The sequence below is a fragment of the Pseudonocardia sp. DSM 110487 genome, from assembly GCF_019468565.1.
Lineage (GTDB): Bacteria > Actinomycetota > Actinomycetes > Mycobacteriales > Pseudonocardiaceae > Pseudonocardia.
Genome location: NZ_CP080521.1, coordinates 2,674,386 through 2,690,189 on the forward strand (window position 1 = coordinate 2,674,386; position 15,804 = coordinate 2,690,189).

Here is a 15,804-nt window from a genome sequence, read left to right on the forward strand (position 1 = left end):
TTGGTGTCACACGACCCCGGCTGTGGGGGCAGGATCGCCGCTGTGGTGGAGATACGCGAGATCGAGGCGCTGATTGCCGTGGCCGAGGAGCTCCACTTCGGTCGGGCCGCTGCACGGCTGCGGTTGGCCACCGCGACCGTGAGCCACACGATCCGCGGCCTGGAGCGCCGGGTCGGCGGACGGTTGTTCGAGCGGACCAGCCGCCGAGTGCGGCTGACCCCGCTCGGCGAGCAGCTTGTCGGCGATGTGCGCCCTGCTCACGAACAGCTGCGACGGGCGTTCGCTGAGGCGCGGCAAGCCGCTGCGGCACGTACCCGGGAACTGCTGATCGGATTCAGCCGCTCCATTCCGCCGTCCCTGATCGAGGCGGTTCGGGTCAAAGTCGAGAAGATGCAACCGGGCACCCGAATCGTTCAGGTGGACGTCACCCAGTTGGACGTCCTCCAGTACCAGAAGCGGGTCGGGCTCGGCTTGGACGCTGTTGTCGGCTGGTTCCCACCGGGCACTCGCGACCGTCCAGCCACCGGAATGCGCGCCGGCCCGATCATCGCCCTCGACGAACCCGCCGTGCTCATCCACCCGGCCCACCCGCTCGCATGCAGCAGCCCGCTGAACATCGAGCAGCTGACCGACCTGACCTTCATCGACGTGACCGGCATGGAGAGCATGAGTGCGCCCTGGGTGCCATATACCACACCCGCAGGCCGACCGATCGAGCGTGAGCACCGCGACCTGCGCTACAACGAGGAACTCTTCGTCCACCTCGTCCGCGAGCACGGCCGCCTGGCGCACCTGACCACCCAGGGCCTTTCAGCTGCCTGGCCACTCGGTGAGCTGGTGCTCGTGCCGGTTGACGGCTGGAAACCATTTGAAGCCCGTACGATGTGGCCGGCTACCGCCGAAACATCCGCGATCAAACAGTTCGCGCAACTGGCCGGTTCCATCGGCCGAGGATCGCACCAGTCCTGATCCCGCGGCTGAACGGCGAGGTGGCGGCAGGCCGCCGGCCTGACGCGCTCGATCAGGTCGGCGGTCTCCGCGCGGCTTCGGGAGATCAGTCAGGCAGAAGCGCCGTGCATTTGATCTCGGCGAACAGTCCCGGCATGGCCAAGGCGGCCACGCCGAGCGCGGTCCAGGTCGGCAGCCGGTCCGGATTCGTGAAGAACCGATCCTTCACGTCGATGAAGAGCTGCAGGTCTCGCATGTCCGTGTGGTAGCTGATCATGTCCACGACATCGTCGAACGTGGCCCCGGCCGCACTGAGGACCTTCTCGACGTTCTCGAACGCCTGAGCGAACTGCGCCTCCTTGTCCTCGACCACGTTCAGGTGTTCGTCGCGCCCCAGTTGGCCGGCCATGAACAGGAGAGGCCCGGCCTTCACGCCGGGCGAATACCGAAAACGCTCATGAACGTCCTTCATGTCCTCGGGAACGACAGTCTCTCGTCCGGGCATTTCTCTGGTTTCCCCTCCGTAGTGCAGCTGACGTCATACAGCGCGCGCAGATCGACGTTGTGATCAACGGCGGTGAGCTATTGACACCCTTCGTCAACGCCCTGGCCCTCCCGCGAGCGTCGGCGTGCAGAATTCGGCGATTCGGTCCAAGCCCGGCACGTACGGGGGCCTCATCGTTCTACGCGGGTTGCGATCGCTCGATCAATCATGACTGCCCGCACAATCGCGATCAACGGTCAGTGGGCTCACGACCGTACGACGACATCTAACGATCTGAGGGACACCGGTGGGCCCGGGTAGGCTTCAGCTCATCTGAGATCGATCATGAGCGCGGCGGTGCAGCCGTCCCGCGCCTGACGGCACGGGCGCACCCCGTTCCGGCTCACGCCCCTCGTCGACGGGGTGGGTCGGCCGACACGGGTTGCGGGCCCGCAAGATCGTTCCGAAGTGCGACCCAGGGGCCCGGAAGGCTGTCCCGGGCGTGCCGCGAGCGATCCGGGCCTCAGCCGCCCAGCCGGAGCACGTCGAGCAAATCGACCCGGCGGTCTCGCTCCGGGATCAGATGGTGACGAGGCCTTGTCCGTGAGGGCCGAACACAGCGGTCCGGACGGGAGTTGCGTGCGAGCGCCTCGATCTGAGGCTGGGACTGCTCGTGGGTGGTGAGTCGGTACAAGTCAGATGCCGGCGCGGCGACGCGTCTCGGCCAGCGGCTCGTCGGCGGGCACTTCGTGGCCGGTGAGGCGTTCTGCCGCGCGACGGGCGATGGAGGCGAACCGCGACGGGTCCCGCTGCAGCAGCGCGACACGTCGCCAGCGCTCCAGGCACGCGAACAGGTCGGTGAGGTCGAGGTTCTCGCGTGCGGCGGTCAGCGCTGAGGCGTAGGCCTCGTCGAACGCACTGGCATCTACGGGGAGCAGCGGCGGGCGACCCGACAGTGAGATCGCCCGCAATCGGCGGGCGCAGGATCGGCCGATCGGGGCGGGCCGTGGTTAATTGTCGCCGTGAGTGCCGAGGAGCTGATCAAGCGGTACGAAGCGGGCGGCGGGCGGCTCGCCGCCGCGAGCGCCGAGGGGCTGGCAGTGCCGCCGTCCCTCCACACGGCGGTGGTGACGTGCATGGACTCCCGGATCGACGTCTTCGCCCTGTTCGGCATGAACATCGGCGAGACGCACGTGCTCCGCAACGCGGGCGGCGTGGTCACCGACGACGTGATCCGCTCCCTCACGATCAGCCAGCGCAAGCTGGGCACGCGCGACGTGCTGCTCGTCCAGCACAGCGGCTGCGGTCTGGCCACGTTCACCGACGACGAGTTCTGCGAGGAGCTGGCGGCCGAGACCGGGATGCGGCCGTCCTGGCGCACCCACGCGTTCCGGGAGCCCGCGCAGAGCGTGCGGCGCGACATCGCCCAGCTGCGTCACGATCCCTTCCTGCACCCCGACACCCGGGTGCGCGGGTTCGTGCTCGACATCCAGGCGTTCGTGCTCGACGAGGTCTTCGTCGACTGAACCCGGCCGATCAGGCCTTCTCGCACTCGACCGTGATCCGGAGGATCTCCGTCTTCCCGGTGAACTCGGGCTGCACCTGGACGCCGGTGCCGTCGGCCTTCTCCCTGGCCTCGGCCACCAGGTCCTCGTCGTTGACCTTCCAGTCCCGCATCATGTCGTCGTTGTGGCAGCTGACCTCGATGACGTCGTCCTCGACGGAGGGCACGATCCGCGGATCGCCGTTCACGTAGGTGAGCTTCCACGAGCGGCTGATCACGTACGTCTCGTCGTCGGCAGCCGCTGCCACCCCGTGCAGCAGGAGCGTCGAGGCGGCGGCGACGAGCAGGGCGACGATCGTCCGCATGACCACCTCCAGGGTTCGCACCTGATTGTGATCCCCGTTACAGGGGATTGTGAACCTGGTCAGCGGAGGGATGTTCCCTGCGCGGGAGGTGTCTCGGGGCTCGTCATCGCGCTTCCCGTGCCGATGACGATGAGCGCCGCGAGGGCCACCGCGAGCGCGATCGCGGCCACGGCCAGCTCGCCGCGCGAGACCCTGCCGGGCTCGCCGCTCTGCTTGCCGCCCGCCGCGTCGAGCTCGTCCGGTCCGGGTGGGCCGTTGCGTTGCGCCGGGACGTGTACCCAGTGCTTCGGCGCCCCGGACCAGTGCTGGTAGGGGTCGGGCGTGGCCACGTCGGGCTCCTTGTCTCGGCGCTCCGGCTCTCGGCGCTCGGGTCGGATGCTGCTATTCGCATCCGTAGTCGCGCGGCCGCGCCACGCCGTCACAGTGTGGCAGCGGTGTCACCCGATCGTGTGGAGAGGATGGCTGCCTCCGAAGCGGCGGTGAAACGCCAGTGAGAGGCCCGTTCCCGAGCATGGTCCACGTCATCACGACCGACCATTCGAAGGGGACGACGTGTCTCGTTCAGCGCGAATCGCCGCAACGATCGTGGGCCTGGTCGTCGCGAGTCTGCTCGCCACAGGCGTGGGGCTGGCCGTCGCGGCCGACGGCAACCACATCTCGCTCGGTCCGTACGACGAGGAACTGAGCTGCCTGATGGCCGGCAACCGGGGGTTCGAGGACAACGGGTGGTCGGACTACGAGTGTGTCGGCGGCCCCGGCGCCTGGTACATCGAGCCCGTCCCGGTGGAACCCGTGCCTTAGTGGAACACCAGTACCGGAGCGGTCATCCTCCTCATGGGAGGCCCCGCCCTGGGATGGGTCGTGGTGTTCGCGCTGGCGCGGCTCGTGCCCGTCGGCTGGGCGTTCGGGTCCAGTTCCGGCAACGATCCGGCCCTCTCTGGCGGCGACGGCGGAGATTCCTCCGACGGCGGCTGGAGCTTCTGGGGCGGCGAAGGTGGCGGAAGCTCCGGGGACGGTGGCGGCGGGGGCGGTGACGGCGGAGGCGGAAGCTGAACCGCGAAGCCGCGCCGCGGTTGCGATCAAGGACCGCTCAACCGGCGTCCGCCGCTTGACCCGATGATCTGAGGTTGGGGTGCTTCCTCAGGGCCGCGCGAGCCGCGCGTCGCACTCGACGCGGGGCTGGGCGCCGCTGGACGGCGCCCGCAGCGCGGCGCTCACGCGGGCCCGCCAGCGGCTCGTCTCCCGCCCCGGCGCGCCGCAGCGCGACAGCGCGAAGAGCGCCAGCTCGCGGTGGACAGGCACCTCGACCCGCTGCAGGTAGCGCATGATCTCGTGGCTCGCCGTCCGGCCGGAGCGGGCGCGCACCCATGCGGCGAGCTCGGCCTCGGCCACTTCCCGGCTCAGGCCGGCCATGCGCACGCACACGTACTCGATGTCCTCGTCGGCGAGCTCGCCGACCAGCGGGGCGTGCACTCCCCGCTCTACGAGCATCTCCCGCACCGCCCAGATCCCGATCGGCGTGAGCGCGACGAGGGTGGGGTCGGGGTCGTCCCGCCCGGCGAGCGCGATGAGCTCGGCCATGTCCTCGCCGTCCTCCACCCCGGCCGTCTCCGACAGCTGGACGGCGCCGAGCAGCTCGAGGGCGTCGAGCAGCGCGGTGACGTCGCGGCGCCACAGCCGGTGCTCCACGTCGCCCGCGAGGTCGTCGACGACGCAGCCCATCCGCTCGTTCACGGTCTCGCGCACGGCCCGGTGGAACCGCTCCACCGGGATCGGCTCTCCACCCGCGGCGTAGAGCTGGTACAGCAGGATCGGGTAGGCCTCGCCGAGGCTCATCCCGAACAGCGACGGCGCCCCGAACACGTTGCTGCCGCCGAAGTGCTCACCGATCCCGCCGACGGCCTCGAAGGCGCGCTTCCACAGCTCGATCGGCCGCGACAGCAGCGGCGCGGCGCTGCGGACCTGCACCAGTCGCCCGCGCACCACCCTGACGAGGCGGGCCTGACGGGCCCAGTGCAGGAGCAGGCTGATCTCGGGCATGTCGTCGCTGGTGCGGGCCCGGTCGCGGGAGAAGTGGTCGAGATCCAGCGCGTCGGCCACGGCGCGGGCGTCGGTGAGCAGCAGCCGTCCCTCGCGGGTGAGCGCGCGGCCTGCGCGGACCCACCGCGTGAACGCGCGCAGCCGGGCGAGCGCGACGGACGAATCGGCGGCCGCGAGCATGTGTGCCGCGCTCGGCGGGAGCACCGGGGGCAGCTCCGGCTGCGGCGGCTCCTGCCTCTCGTCCGCGTGCCGGCGCTGGATCTCCTCCAGCGCCCCGCGGTCGATCTCCAGCTCGCCGGCGTGCACCTGCTGGAGGAACCGCGCGACGGCCGTCGGATCGGCGGTGGCCACGCCGTGGCGCAGCATCTGCACGGCCCAGAACGTGCCGAGGTCGTGGTTGCGCTCGTCGTCGAGGGCGTCGTGGAGCGCGGGCGTGGAGTCGCGGATCTGCTCGTGGAGCTCTGCCGCGGGCGCCGAGCGCGAGTCCAGCCAATCGTGTTCGTCGAGGAAGCCGACGAGGGCGTGCAACGCGGTCGGAACGGCGTCGCGGTCGTCCTCGAGCAGCGCGACCGTACGCGGGAACCACACGGCCAGCGCATCGGCGACGTGCCGGCGGGTCCAGTGCCCGAGCCGGCCGTCGACGCTGTGTTTGTGGTCCAAGGCTGCCGCTACGAGCGACGGCTCCACCGCGATGCCTCGCCTGCGGGCCCACGCGACGATGTGCAGCCGCAGGCGGTCGCGAACGGCGGAGTACTCCTCCAGATCGTCGGGGCCGAACACGAGTCGCACTCGGCCCACCTTGGCAGGTCCGAAAGTTCCCGATCGAGGGGGGCCCCGCAAAGATCGCTCGACCGTGATGTGCTGAGCGTAACGCGCCGCTCGCCCTGAGCGAGAACTGCTGCGCAACCCGGCCGCTGGCCGGTCGCTCCCCGTTTGCATCACGTCCACCGTCCCTTCATGGGACGGCGCGTCGTGCTGCCCAGATCCAGGAGGTATCCCGTCATGGCAGCGAAGTGGGTCGGTGGTGTTGCCGCCGTGGTCGCCGTCCTCGCCCTCGCCGCGCAGTGCGGCGGCACCGACGCGCCGGTGTCCGGCACCGCGCAGATCGCCCCGACCACCGGTCCCGCGCCGATTCAGCCGGCGCTCGCCGCGCCCGCCCCGACCACCGCCGCAGGCGCGACGACGGCCCGGCCCGCGCCAACCACGACACGTCCCGCTCCGACCCCAACGCCGGGCCCGCAACCCGCACCGCGTCCGCAGCCCCGCCCCCAGCCCCAGCCCGCTGCCGAGGAGCGCGATGACGACGAGGACAGCGGCGGCGGGCCCGTGTACTACAAGAACTGCGACGCGGTGCGCGCTGCGAACGCCGCTCCGATCCGGCGGGGCGAGCCCGGCTACGCGTCCCACCTGGATCGGGACCGCGACGGCACAGGCTGCGACCGCGGCTGATCCAGCGAGCAGCCGGGGCCGAGATGGCCGTGAGCGCGGTTAGGGGAAGATCGGACAGCGCTGGATGCCATCTCGGCGGGTGCGCGGGGCCACCGAGCTGGGGGAGCCCTCGCGGAGGGAGGGCAGGATGATCATCGCGGTGTTCGCCCGACGGCTGCGGCCAGGGGTGTCCGTCGAGCAGTTCGTGACGGCCTGGGCACCGGATGGGGGTGAGCCGTACCCGGCGGGAGCCGAGGTCGCGCTGGATCCCGCTGACGATCGCCGGATCCTGACCGTCATCCAGTTCAACGGCGGGATGTCGGCGTTCCGGGCGGCGATCCCGCGGCTGATCCACCCCGAGTCGCGGGCGCGGCTCGCAGAGCTCGTCGAGTCGACCGAGTTGGAGGGCGTGTACGAGACCGTGGACGTCGCCCCGTGACGGCAGGCGGCCACCGCGACACCGAACTGGCTCGTCTCGAGCGGTCGGGGTGGTGTCGCATAGACCCGCTGTCGGAGGCGCTGGCCGGCATCGATCCGGTCACGTTCCTGCGCGGCCGCCCCCCTGGGCGTGCTCGGTTGAAGATCCGACGTACCGGGTGCTCATCATCGCAGGGGTAGCGATGAACGACCGATACTCGCGACCACGGCCGGCGTGACCGCGGTATCGATCGTCCACGGCTGTCGCGGGGTGGTTACGAGCCCGGGGCGACGGTCCGGCGCACGCCCAGGTCGCCGCATGCCTCCAGTGCCGCCTCCCACTTCGCGGGATCGACGCCGTCGGGCGCAGGCGGCGCGTTGCGCGGGTCACGGGCGCGCCCTGCTGCTGGCCCGGCTCGCCAGGACCGGGGCCGGTGATCCTCGTTCCCCCCTGTGGTGCCGGCACCCCCTGCTCCGTCATGCACTCGGCGAAGGCGTCGGCCGATGCCGTCGAGGTCGGGTCGGTGGCCGGAGCCGTGCTGTCGCCGCCGCCGCACGCGGCCAGTGCGACCAGGCCGGCCGCGGCGAGGGGTACGGGGAGCCACCGACGGCCGGTCCGCAGAACCAACATGTCCTTCATCTCCTGATCCGGCCGCGGTCCCTCGCCGCGGCCGGCGCTGACCTTGTCGGCGGTAGCTGGGAACGAGCTGTCGATCCGATCTGTGGGAGCTGGGCGTTGACGGATATGTAATCAGGTTATATAACTGACTCATGTGTTCTCGGACTGCAAACCTCCTCGGCGCACTGGGCATCGCCCTCGCCGACGCGCAGATCGCCGAGCTCGCGGCGTCGTCCGGTCTCGCACCCACCGACGCGGCGGCCCTCAACGCGGTCGGGGTGGCACCCGGCTGCAGCATCGGTGCCGTACGGGTCGCGCTCGGGATCACGCATCCCGGCACCGTGCGCACCGTCGACCGGCTCGCCGCGGCCGGGCTCGTCGAGCGTCGCGCCGGCGTGGACGGCCGCACGGTCTCGCTGCACCTCAGCCCCGCGGGGGAGGAGGTGTGGCAGCGGCAGGCCGACGCCCGCATCGACGGGCTGGAGCGCACGATCGAGCGGCTCGCGCCCGCCGAGCGCGCTGACGTCGAGCGGATCGTCTCGGCGCTCCTCGTCGCGGTCACCGGCGACGAGGAGTCGGCGGAACGAATCTGCCGGCTGTGCGACGAGTACCGCTGCCCGCAGGACCGGTGCCCGGTCACCCTCGCGATCGGAGCGGGCGCGTGAGGGCGGGCGGGCCGCTGCTGATGGTGGCGAGCGCCGCCACGTGGGCGGCGGGTCTGGTCCTCACGAAGGTCGCGCTCGACGTCACGGGGGCGGCGCCCGGCTCGGCGCTGGTGGTGCAGCTGGTCGCCTCCGTCGGCGTGCTGGCCGTCGCCTGCGCGGCCACGGGCGCCGGGCTCGCGGGTGCATGGAGGCACGGGTGGGTCGGGCTGCTCGAGCCCGGGATCTCCTACCAGTTCGCCCTTGCAGGGCTCGCGCTCACCAGCGCGACCAACGCGAGCGTGCTGGGGAGCCTCGAGCCGGTGTTGGTGCCGCTCATCGCTTGGGCCCTGCTGCGCCAACGGCCGCGGCCGCGGCTCCTCGTCGTGATCGCCGCTGCGACCGTGGGGTCGGCGCTGGTGTCGTTCTCGGCCGGCGGGGGCAACGGGTCGTGGGCGGGCGACGGGCTCATCTTCGCGGGCGTCGTCGCAGCCGCGCTGTACGTCGTGGTGGCCTCGAAGCAGGTCGTGGCCGTCGAGCCGCTCCCCGCCGCGCTCACGCAGCAGGTGTGGGCGCTCGGCTTCGTGATCGCCTGCCAGTTCGTGCTGGCCGGGCCGCTGCTCTCGGCGACCCCTGGTCAGCTCCTGCTGATCGCCGCGGCCGGCGTGCTCAACTACGCGCTGCCGTTCTGGCTCTACCTCACCGCCCTCACCCGGATGCCGGTCGCGCGGGCGGCCACCTACCTCACGCTGATCCCGGTCTTCGGCGTGCTCGGCGCGGTGCTCGTGCTGGGGGAGCGGCTCACGTGGCTGGACTTCGTCGGCGGCGCGCTCGTGGTCGGCAGCCTCGTTGCCGACGCACGGTCCGCTCCCGCGAAGGACGACGTGGCGGAGGCGCGCCGGTGACCACGTACGGGATCCTCGTCTTCGACGGGGTGCAGGAGCTCGACTTCGTCGGACCGTGGGAGGTGTTCCACGGATCCTCGCGCCGCCGCGGCCGCGCCGACACGGTGGTGCTCGTCGCCGAGCGTCCTGGCCTCGTCCGGTGCGCCAACGGGATGCGGGTGGTGCCCGATCACACGCTGGCCGACCACCCGCCGCTCGACGTGCTGCTCGTCCCCGGTGGGGCGCATTCGCGGATCGAGGCGGAGATGGCCAACCCCGCCGTCATGGGCTGGATCACGAGCACGGCCGCGACCGCCGAGTGGGCCACGAGCGTGTGCACCGGCGCGTTCCTGATGCATGCCGCCGGCGTGTCGCGTGGCCGCCGGGTGGCCACCGAACGCGCCCTCGAGGACGAGCTGGAGCGACTCGGGGACATCACAGTCGTACGCGACGCCCGGTACGTGGTCGACGGCAACCTGGTGTCCAGCCAGGGCGTGTCCGCGGGGATCGACATGGCGCTGTGGCTGGTCGGGCGCATCCACGGCCGCGAGCACGCCCGGGCGGTCATGCGGACGATCCAGTACGAGCCTGCTCCGCCCTACCTGGCCGACGAGCCGGCCTGACCACTGCGCCGAGTACGTCCAAGGTCGGATGGAGCGTGACATGGGATCGAGGGAGCGCCGCCGGTTCAGCGCGGTGCCGGGCCCGTCGAGTCGCGCACGATCAGTTCGTGGCCGGTGTTCTTGCGCCTCCTGCGGGCCGAGGGCGGTTTGAGCGCCATCGTCAAGGCCAGCTCGCCCATCTCGGTCATCGGGAGCCGGACGGTGGTGAGGCTGGGGGCGAGGTCGGCCGCGACCGCGACGTCGTCGATTCCGGCCACGGACACCTGCCCCGGCACGGCGATCCCGCGGGCGCGCAGCGTCGACAGCACCCCGATCGCCATCAGGTCGTTCAGCGCGATGAGCGCGGTGAGGTCGGGGTGCTCGGCCACGAGCCGCTCGGCCCCGGACGCGCCGCCGTTGCGGGTGAAGTCGGTGTGCAGCACCGGCACGTCGTCCAGGGTGAGCCCGTGGGCGGCGAGCGACCGTCCGACGCCGGCCAGCCGGTCGGCCACCGTGGTGAGGATGGGGGGACCGGCGATCACCCCGATCCGGCGGTGGCCGAGTTCCAGCAGGTGTGCGGCCGCGGCGGCGCCCGCCGCCTCGTTGGCGGGGCGCACGGCGTCGGCCGCGAGGTGGTGGCGCCCGATGACGGCCACCCGCCCGCCGGACTCCTGGAACGCGCTGAGCACGGCGTTCGACTCCGCCTGCATCGCGGGCTCGGTGTAGCCGGACCCGGCCACGATGATCGCGTCGGTGCGGTGGGCGATGAGCGTGCGGACCTGGTGCAGCTCGTTGCGGGGGTCGCGCCCCGAGTGGCAGATCTGCACGGAGAACCCGCGCTCCGCCGCCACACCGATCACGCCGCTCGCGATCTCGGAGAAGTACGGGTCGCCGATCTCGTGGACGATCAAGCCGACCGTGGACGTGGCGCCGCCCGCGAGCGTACGAGCGTGGACGTTGGCGACGTAGCCCATCCGCAGGGCCACCTCGCGCACGTGCGCGGCGACCGTCTCGCTCACGCCCTCGCGGCCCGCGAGCGCCCGGGACGCCGTGGCGATGGACACGCTGGCGCGTGCCGCGACGTCGGCGAGGCGCGGCGCCGACCGCGGTTTGGGCATCGGTGCCTCCCTTGCCAGCCCGCTAGGCCGACCGTAGTCTACGCAAGCGCTTACGGAAAGCGCTTACGTTCCTCGACGAGGAGGAGATCCCCACGATGAACGCCCGCACCGCACTCCGGCTGGGATGCCTCGCCGGCGTCTCGGCGCTGGTCCTCACCGCGTGCTCCGGCGGAGGTGAGACGGGTGGCGGCAACCCGTCAGAGCCGATCAGGGTCGGCATCTCGCTGCCGCTCACCGGGGATTTCTCCGAGCCCGGCAAGGGGGTCCAGCGTGGCTACGAGGCGTGGGCGGCCGCGGTGAACTCGACCGGTGGCCTGCTCGGCAGGCAGGTCGAGCTGCGCATCCTCGACGACCAGTCCAACGCAGACCGCGTGGTGGCCGACTACGAGCAGCTGATCGCCCAGGACCAGGTCGACCTCGTGTTCGGGCCGTTCTCCACCCGCCTCGTCGTGCCGTCGGGGCGCGTGGCGAAGGAGTACGGGATGCTTTTCGTCGAACCGGCCGGCGCCGCCGCCCAGGTGTTCGAGCAGGGCTTCGACAACCTCTTCTACGCCGCCCCCGCCGTCGCGAACGACCACTACAACCACCTCGCCGAGGCGATCACCGCGATGCCGGAGGGCGAGCGTCCCCGCACGGCCGCCTACGCCGCCATGGACGACCCGTTCGCGCAGGGCACGGCCTACGGGCTGAAGGAGAAGCTGGAGGCGGCCGGCGTCCAGACCGTCGTCGACCTGGTCTACCCGCCCAACACCACCGACTTCAGCGGCATCGCGGCGCAGATCGCCAACTCGCAGGCCGACGTCATGGTGGGCGGCACCCAGTACCAGGACGCGGTGAACATGATCGTCGCGCTGCGGCAGCTGGGCTACCAGCCGAAGCTCGCCGCGTTCAGCACGGCGCCGACCAACCCGGAGTTCCCCAACGCGATCGGCGGGGCCACCGAGGGCATCGTCTCGCCCACCGGCTACACGCCGGAGGCGCCGTACCCGTCGAACGTCGACTTCGTGCAGCGCTACACGGCGCAGTTCGGCTCCCCGCCCACCGAGGACGAGGCGAACGCGTACACAACCGGGCAGGTCGTCGCGGCCGCCGTGCAGGCCGTGGGGTGTGCCGAGCAGGGCGACTGCCAGCAGCGGCTCGTCGACTGGCTGCGCACCGCCACCGTCGACACCGTGGTCGGCCCGCTGAACTGGGACGCCCAGGGCCGCCCGCAGAGCGCCCACCTCATCCAGCAGTACGTCGACGGTCAGATCCGGATCGTCCTGCCGAAGGAGACCGCTGAGGCGGAGTTCACCTACCCGAAGGCCCCATGGTGACCGGTTCCCTGTTCTTCCAGAGCCTTGTGCTCGGCATCCTGCTGGGCGGGCTCTACGCGTTGCTGGCCGCAGGGCTCACGCTGTACTTCGGGGTGATGCGGGTGGTGATGATCGCCCACGCCGCGTTCCTCGTGCTCGCCGCCTACCTGGCGTGGGACGTCCACCAGCGCTTCGGCATCGACCCGCTGCTGTCGCTGATCGTCACCGTGCCGCTGTTCTTCCTCGCCGGCGTCGGGTTCCAGCGGCTGCTGATCTCCCGGCTCCGCCCGGCGACGGTGACGATGATGTCGGTGCTGCTGACGTTCGCGGTGGCGCTGGTCATCGAGGGCATGCTCGGGTTCGTCTACTCCGGCACCCAGCGGCGGGTGCAGCTGTCCTACAGCGCCGCGAGCATCCAGGTGTTCGGCGCGCAGGTGGCCGTCGTCAAGCTGATCGCGTTCGGGCTGGCCGCGCTCTCGCTGCTCGCGCTGTTCCTGCTGCTCACCCGCAGCCGGTTCGGACAGGCGCTGCGGGCGACGATCCAGCACCCGCAGGCGGCGCGGCTGATCGGCATCGACACCGACAAGGTGGCCGGCTACGGCTTCGGGCTCGGCCTGGCCACCGCCGCGGTCGGCGGTGCGGCGCTCTCGCTCGACTCCACGATCTACCCGTCGTTGCACTGGCACTGGATCGGCCCGCTGATGGCGATCATCGTGGTCGGTGGGCTGGGCAGCATCCCGGGCGCGGCGATCGCCGCCATGGTCCTCGGGATCATGCAGAGCCTCCTGCAGCTGCCGATGGGCACGACGTGGGCGCAGACGGTGTTCTACCTCGCGCTCTTCGCCACCCTGCTGGTGCGGCCGCAGGGCTTCTTCGGAGGTCGCCTTGCGCAACGTTTCTAGGCTCGCTGCTTTTAGGCTCACTGCGCTGGTCGTCGGCGCCGCCGCGGTGCTGTCGTTCCCGCTCTGGAGCCCGAACCCCTACATCCTGTCCGCTGGCATCGTCGTGCTCTCGTACGCGGTGCTCTCGACGTCGTGGAACTTCGTCGGCGGGTTCACCGGCTACATGTCGCTCGGCCACGCGGCCTGGTTCGGCCTCGGCGCGTACGGCACTGCGCTGCTGATCGCGCGGGCCGGGGTGCCGAGCTTCCTCGCGCTCGGGCTGGCCGGCGTGATCGTCGCGGTGCTCGCGGTGCCGATCGGCATCGCCGCGCTGCGGGTGCGCGGGGCGTCGTTCGTGATCGTGTCGATCGCGCTGGTGCTCGTGCTGCTGCTGGTGTTCCAGAGCTGGCGGGACTTCACCGGCGGGTCCGACGGCCTCACCGTCCCGAGGCCCTTCCCGGACCTGCTGCGGCCCCAGCACCACGCCGTGTTCTTCTACCTCTTCGCCGCACTGCTGGGCCTGGCGCTGCTCGCCTGGTGGACGATCGACCGGTCGCGATTCGGGCTCGGGCTCAAGGCGATCCGCGAGGACGAGGACAAGGCCCAGTCGCTCGGCGTGCCGACCTTCGCCTACAAGCTCGTGGCCTTCGTCGTGTCCGCGACGTTCACCGCGCTCGGCGGCGGGATGTACGCGCTGTGGTTCGGCGACCTCGACCCGATCTTCCAGTTCTCGATCCTGATCGGCTCCTACATGGTGCTGATGGCGCTGCTGGGCGGCGTGCGGCACCTGTTCGGGCCGCTGCTCGGCGCTCTGGTCGTCGGCACCGCCATCGAGTACTTCAAGGTCTCCTACGGCGACACCCAGTTCCACCTGGTCGCCACCGGGCTGCTGCTGGCGGTCGTCGTGCTGTTCATGCCCGACGGCGTGATCCCGGCGGTGGCCGGCCTCGTCGCCCGCTTCCGCCCCCAGCAGGGGTCGATCCGTGAGGAGACGGCCGCCGAGCTGCTGGAGCGGGACCGCTCGTCGGCGTCGCCGCCAACGCAGCGTCAGAACCGTGCGGAGGTGCGGCGGTGACCATCACGACCACCGAGCTGGGCATCGCGACGGTCGGCCTCACGAAGGCCTTCGGCGGGGTGCGCGCCGTCGACGACGCGAGCGTCGAGTTCCGGCACGGGAAGATCAACGCGGTGATCGGGCCGAACGGCTCGGGCAAGACCACGTTCTTCAACTGCGTGACCGGGATGATCCGGCCCGACTCCGGCACCGTGAGCTACCGGGGCCGTGACGTCACCGGCAAGGCGCCGCACCGCATCGCCGCGGCGGGCATCGGGCGCAGCTTCCAGCTGTGCCGCATCTTCCCGCGCATGACGGTGCTGGAGAACGTGCTGGCCGCCTCCCGCCCCCGCGGCATCGCGGCGCTGCTCGGCTCGGCACGTGGAACGGCGGAGATCAAACGGGCCCGCGGGTGGTTGCGCCGCGTGGGCATCGACCACCTGGAAGGCGTCGAGGCGCGCGACCTGTCCTACGGCCAGCAGAAGCTGCTCGAGCTGGCAGGCGTCCTGATGGCGGAGCCGGAGACGATCATGCTCGACGAGCCGGCGGGTGGCGTGAACCCCGCCCTGATCGAGCGGATCGCCACGCTGGTGCGCGAGCTCAACGCGGAGGGCCGGACCTTCATCGTCGTCGAGCACAACATGGAGCTGGTGATGAGCCTGTCCGACCACGTGGTCGTGTTCGACCGCGGGCGGCCGATCGCAGAGGGTCCGCCGGACACGGTCCGGGCCGACCCAGCGGTGCTGGAGGCGTATCTCGGTGTCTGATTCAAGGGCGGCTGAACCCCTTCTGGAACTGCGCGACATCGAAGCCGGCTACGGCCGCGCCGCGCTCGTGCTGCGCGGGCTGTCGGTCAGCGTGCCGGCGGGCACGGTCGTGTGCCTGGTCGGCCCGAACGGCGCAGGCAAGTCCACCGTGCTCAAGGTCGCGAGCGGGCTGCTCGCGCCGCGCTCGGGTGCCGTCCGCGTCGACGGGCAGGACGTCACCGGGCTGTCCCCGCAGCGGATGCTGGCCGCTGGCGTCGCCCACGTGCTGCAGGGGCACAGCGTCTTCCCCGAGATGACCGTGGCCGAGAACGTCACGCTCGGGGCGTACACGGTCACCGACAAGGCCCGGATCGCCGAGCGGGTTGCGTTCGTGCAGGGCCTCTTCCCGGTGGTCCGCGAGCGTTGGCGCTCGCTCGCAGGCCTTCTGTCGGGTGGCCAGCAGAAGCAGGTGGAGTTCGCCCGCTCGCTGATGGTCAGCCCCAAGGTGCTGCTGCTCGACGAGCCGTCCATGGGCCTGGACCCCAAAGCCACCGCCGTGGTGTTCGAGCAGGTCGTCGCCATGCGCGAGGCCGGGCTCGCGATCCTGCTCGTCGAGCAGAACGCCCGGCGCGCGCTGGAGACCGCCGACCTTGGCTGCGTCCTCGACCTCGGCCGCGTGCACATCAGCGGCCCCGCAGCGGAGCTCCTCGCCGACCCGCAGCTCGCCGAGCTGTACCTCGGCGGGCGTCCCACCGTCACAGAGAGAAAGTAGGAAGTG

The 15,804-nt window shown here is 71.3% G+C and carries 20 protein-coding genes; 14 read left to right on the top strand and 6 right to left on the bottom strand.

The features are described 5' to 3' along the window. The first annotated feature begins 42 nt into the window (after window positions 1-42). Window positions 43-969 (top strand): LysR family transcriptional regulator, encoded by a 927-nt coding sequence (locus K1T35_RS12190; RefSeq protein WP_220260280.1) that lies wholly within the window; start codon window positions 43-45, stop codon window positions 967-969. 85 nt (window positions 970-1,054) lie between these two features. Here K1T35_RS12190 and K1T35_RS12195 read toward each other — a convergent pair whose 3' ends face one another. Both K1T35_RS12195 and K1T35_RS12200 read right to left on the bottom strand, forming a co-directional pair. Then, complete coding sequence (locus K1T35_RS12195; protein WP_220260281.1) at window positions 1,055-1,420, bottom strand: RidA family protein; 366 nt, start codon at window positions 1,418-1,420, stop codon at window positions 1,055-1,057. Window positions 1,421-2,127: 707 nt separating this feature from the next. Further along, window positions 2,128-2,403 (bottom strand): DUF6247 family protein, encoded by a 276-nt coding sequence (locus K1T35_RS12200; protein ID WP_255621798.1) that lies wholly within the window; start codon window positions 2,401-2,403, stop codon window positions 2,128-2,130. A gap of 51 nt (window positions 2,404-2,454) precedes the next feature. Between K1T35_RS12200 and K1T35_RS12205 the strand changes: the two genes are divergently transcribed. Beyond that, the gene (locus K1T35_RS12205; protein ID WP_220260282.1) at window positions 2,455-2,958 is read left to right on the top strand and encodes a carbonic anhydrase; all 504 of its coding nucleotides are present in this window, start codon (window positions 2,455-2,457) and stop codon (window positions 2,956-2,958) included. Between the two features lie 10 nt (window positions 2,959-2,968). Here the strand turns inward: K1T35_RS12205 and K1T35_RS12210 are convergent, their stop codons facing one another. Further along, on the bottom strand, window positions 2,969-3,301 hold the full coding sequence (locus K1T35_RS12210) for a hypothetical protein (protein ID WP_220260283.1): 333 nt from the start codon (window positions 3,299-3,301) through the stop codon (window positions 2,969-2,971). A 59-nt stretch (window positions 3,302-3,360) separates the two neighbouring features. Next, on the bottom strand, window positions 3,361-3,630 hold the full coding sequence (locus K1T35_RS12215; RefSeq protein WP_220260284.1) for a hypothetical protein: 270 nt from the start codon (window positions 3,628-3,630) through the stop codon (window positions 3,361-3,363). A 223-nt stretch (window positions 3,631-3,853) separates the two neighbouring features. On the opposite strand from K1T35_RS12215, the gene K1T35_RS12220 reads away from it, so the two are divergent. Together K1T35_RS12220 and K1T35_RS12225 are read left to right on the top strand one after the other, a co-directional pair. Beyond that, window positions 3,854-4,102 (top strand): hypothetical protein, encoded by a 249-nt coding sequence (locus K1T35_RS12220; protein WP_220260285.1) that lies wholly within the window; start codon window positions 3,854-3,856, stop codon window positions 4,100-4,102. A gap of 33 nt (window positions 4,103-4,135) precedes the next feature. Next, a complete protein-coding gene (locus tag K1T35_RS12225; RefSeq protein WP_220260286.1) occupies window positions 4,136-4,354 on the top strand; it encodes a hypothetical protein in 219 nt (72 codons plus the stop codon). 87 nt (window positions 4,355-4,441) lie between these two features. Here K1T35_RS12225 and K1T35_RS12230 read toward each other — a convergent pair whose 3' ends face one another. After that, a complete protein-coding gene (locus tag K1T35_RS12230; protein WP_220260287.1) occupies window positions 4,442-6,130 on the bottom strand; it encodes a hypothetical protein in 1,689 nt (562 codons plus the stop codon). Window positions 6,131-6,343: 213 nt separating this feature from the next. Between K1T35_RS12230 and K1T35_RS12235 the strand changes: the two genes are divergently transcribed. The 5 genes from K1T35_RS12235 to K1T35_RS12255 all read left to right on the top strand — a co-directional run bounded on the left by K1T35_RS12235 (window position 6,344) and on the right by K1T35_RS12255 (window position 9,953). Next, a complete protein-coding gene (locus K1T35_RS12235; RefSeq protein ID WP_255621799.1) occupies window positions 6,344-6,790 on the top strand; it encodes an excalibur calcium-binding domain-containing protein in 447 nt (148 codons plus the stop codon). 127 nt (window positions 6,791-6,917) lie between these two features. Beyond that, the gene (locus tag K1T35_RS12240; RefSeq protein WP_220260289.1) at window positions 6,918-7,208 is read left to right on the top strand and encodes a hypothetical protein; all 291 of its coding nucleotides are present in this window, start codon (window positions 6,918-6,920) and stop codon (window positions 7,206-7,208) included. Between the two features lie 749 nt (window positions 7,209-7,957). Beyond that, window positions 7,958-8,470: a MarR family winged helix-turn-helix transcriptional regulator gene (locus K1T35_RS12245; RefSeq protein WP_220260290.1), complete on the top strand. Its 513-nt coding sequence runs from the start codon at window positions 7,958-7,960 to the stop codon at window positions 8,468-8,470. Continuing rightward, window positions 8,467-9,351, top strand: a complete 885-nt coding sequence (locus tag K1T35_RS12250; protein WP_220260291.1) for a DMT family transporter — start codon at window positions 8,467-8,469, stop codon at window positions 9,349-9,351. The genes K1T35_RS12245 and K1T35_RS12250 overlap by 4 nt, the downstream gene beginning before the upstream one ends. Then, window positions 9,348-9,953, top strand: a complete 606-nt coding sequence (locus K1T35_RS12255; protein ID WP_220260292.1) for a DJ-1/PfpI family protein — start codon at window positions 9,348-9,350, stop codon at window positions 9,951-9,953. The genes K1T35_RS12250 and K1T35_RS12255 overlap by 4 nt, the downstream gene beginning before the upstream one ends. 65 nt (window positions 9,954-10,018) lie before the next feature. Here K1T35_RS12255 and K1T35_RS12260 read toward each other — a convergent pair whose 3' ends face one another. Further along, window positions 10,019-11,050 carry a LacI family DNA-binding transcriptional regulator gene (locus K1T35_RS12260; RefSeq protein ID WP_220260293.1) on the bottom strand — a complete coding sequence of 344 codons (1,032 nt, stop codon included), beginning with the start codon at window positions 11,048-11,050 and terminating at the stop codon, window positions 10,019-10,021. Window positions 11,051-11,145: 95 nt separating this feature from the next. Here K1T35_RS12260 and K1T35_RS12265 point away from each other — a divergent pair, with 95 nt between their 5' ends. From K1T35_RS12265 to K1T35_RS12285, 5 genes are read left to right on the top strand one after another with little or no spacing between them, the layout of a single operon-like run. Next, window positions 11,146-12,366: an amino acid ABC transporter substrate-binding protein gene (locus tag K1T35_RS12265; RefSeq protein WP_220260294.1), complete on the top strand. Its 1,221-nt coding sequence runs from the start codon at window positions 11,146-11,148 to the stop codon at window positions 12,364-12,366. Beyond that, on the top strand, window positions 12,360-13,247 hold the full coding sequence (locus K1T35_RS12270; protein ID WP_255621800.1) for a branched-chain amino acid ABC transporter permease: 888 nt from the start codon (window positions 12,360-12,362) through the stop codon (window positions 13,245-13,247). Before K1T35_RS12265 ends, K1T35_RS12270 begins: the two co-directional genes overlap by 7 nt. A gap of 46 nt (window positions 13,248-13,293) precedes the next feature. Then, a complete protein-coding gene (locus K1T35_RS12275) occupies window positions 13,294-14,301 on the top strand; it encodes a branched-chain amino acid ABC transporter permease (protein WP_255621801.1) in 1,008 nt (335 codons plus the stop codon). Further along, the gene (locus K1T35_RS12280) at window positions 14,298-15,047 is read left to right on the top strand and encodes an ABC transporter ATP-binding protein (RefSeq protein WP_220260296.1); all 750 of its coding nucleotides are present in this window, start codon (window positions 14,298-14,300) and stop codon (window positions 15,045-15,047) included. Before K1T35_RS12275 ends, K1T35_RS12280 begins: the two co-directional genes overlap by 4 nt. Beyond that, window positions 15,040-15,798, top strand: coding sequence for an ABC transporter ATP-binding protein (locus tag K1T35_RS12285; RefSeq protein ID WP_255621806.1), 759 nt, complete (start codon window positions 15,040-15,042; stop codon window positions 15,796-15,798). Before K1T35_RS12280 ends, K1T35_RS12285 begins: the two co-directional genes overlap by 8 nt. The last annotated feature ends 6 nt before the right edge of the window (window positions 15,799-15,804 follow it).